General features: G+C 70.0%; 1 protein-coding gene. It reads right to left on the minus strand.

Annotated elements, in window-relative coordinates; genetic code table 11:
• A partial coding sequence (locus BIS11_RS17825; RefSeq protein WP_253586760.1) for a glycosyltransferase occupies positions 1 to 1,224 on the minus strand: 1,224 nt, incomplete at its 3' end.
• Between the last annotated feature and the right edge of the window lie 64 nt (positions 1,225 to 1,288).

Raw genomic sequence — 1,288 nt, forward strand, 5'->3', positions numbered from 1 at the left:
CTTCAGGCCCCGCTTCGCTCCGCCGGCGGCGCGAAGCGGGGCCTGAAGCGCGGTCAATCGCTCACCATGATCGGGCGCCTCGAGCCGGGCGAGCTTGCGCGCGAGCGTCGCCGGGCGCGAAAAGGCGAAGGCGCGCTCGCCCAGGCCGTGGTGGAGCACCCGCGCCGCCACGCCAGGCTGATCGAAGGCCAGCGGCACGACCAGCATGGGCGTGGCGGTGTCGATGGCGTCGACCACGGTGTTGAGCCCGCCGTGGGTGATCACCGCCTCGGCGCGCGCCAGCGCTTCGCGCTGGTCGACGAAATCGACCGCCGCGGTGGCCCCGGCGCGAACCAGCGCCGCCTCCTGCATTTCATCGAGCTTGCCGCAGTGAGCGATCAGAAGCGCCTTGTTCTGGCGTTTGCACGCTTGGGCGATCTTCTTGAAAAGCGCGAAGCGGTGGCCCTGCAGCGTGCCGAGCGAGGCGAACACGAAGCGCTGGGGAAGCGGCAGTTCCGCCAGGCGCCGGTGGCTCGAGCCGGCCTTTGGCAGGCGCAGCGGGCCGACGGCGTGAAAGGTATCGGGAAGCGCTTCGCGCGGGAAATCGAAGGCGAGCGGCGTCTGGCTGATCTGGGCAAGCGGTGAAAGGCACTCGTGCAGCCCGCGGCGCGGCGAAAGCCCGAAGGCGCGGGCGTGGTGCTCGACCACCCGGGCGTGGCGGCCCATCAGCCGGTCGTAGATACGCTCGCTGGTGGCGTACATGCCTTGGGCGCGCTCGGACGCGGCAAACCGAAACGGCATCACCGGCAGCGGCAGGCCCTGCTCGCGGTTGACCGGCAGCGCGCAGGCCACGGACACGAACGGAAGATTCAGCCCCTCGGCGACCAGTGCGCCCGCGGGCTCCATCTGGTCGGCGATCACGCCGTCGATGCCGAGCGTCTCGAAGGCGGCGGGAAGCTCGTGGGCGAGCATGTCGGTGGTCTCGGCCAGGTCGCGAATCATGGCGAAAAGGCCAAGCCCGGAGGGGCTGGCCAGCCGCGAAAGCGTTCGCGCCTGACGCCCTGGCGGGTGGGTTGCGTGGCCCACGGCGAAAAAGCCGATGCTGGGCTCCTGAACCAGCGCGTTCGCGTCCACCTGGTGAACGAAGGTGACGCGGTGGCCGCGTGCGACCAGGCACACGGCCAGTGCCTCGAGGGCCTTGGCATGGCTGTAGAGCGCCGGGGCGACGACCGCGAAATGGCTCATTGAGCTCCTTTGCCGGGTCAACCGATCAGATCGAGCTGCTGGGTGAACCAGGCCGCGATGAAGT

The sequence above is a fragment of the Halomonas sp. 707D4 genome (assembly GCF_024158685.1).
In the GTDB taxonomy this organism is placed as follows: Bacteria; Pseudomonadota; Gammaproteobacteria; order Pseudomonadales; family Halomonadaceae; genus Vreelandella.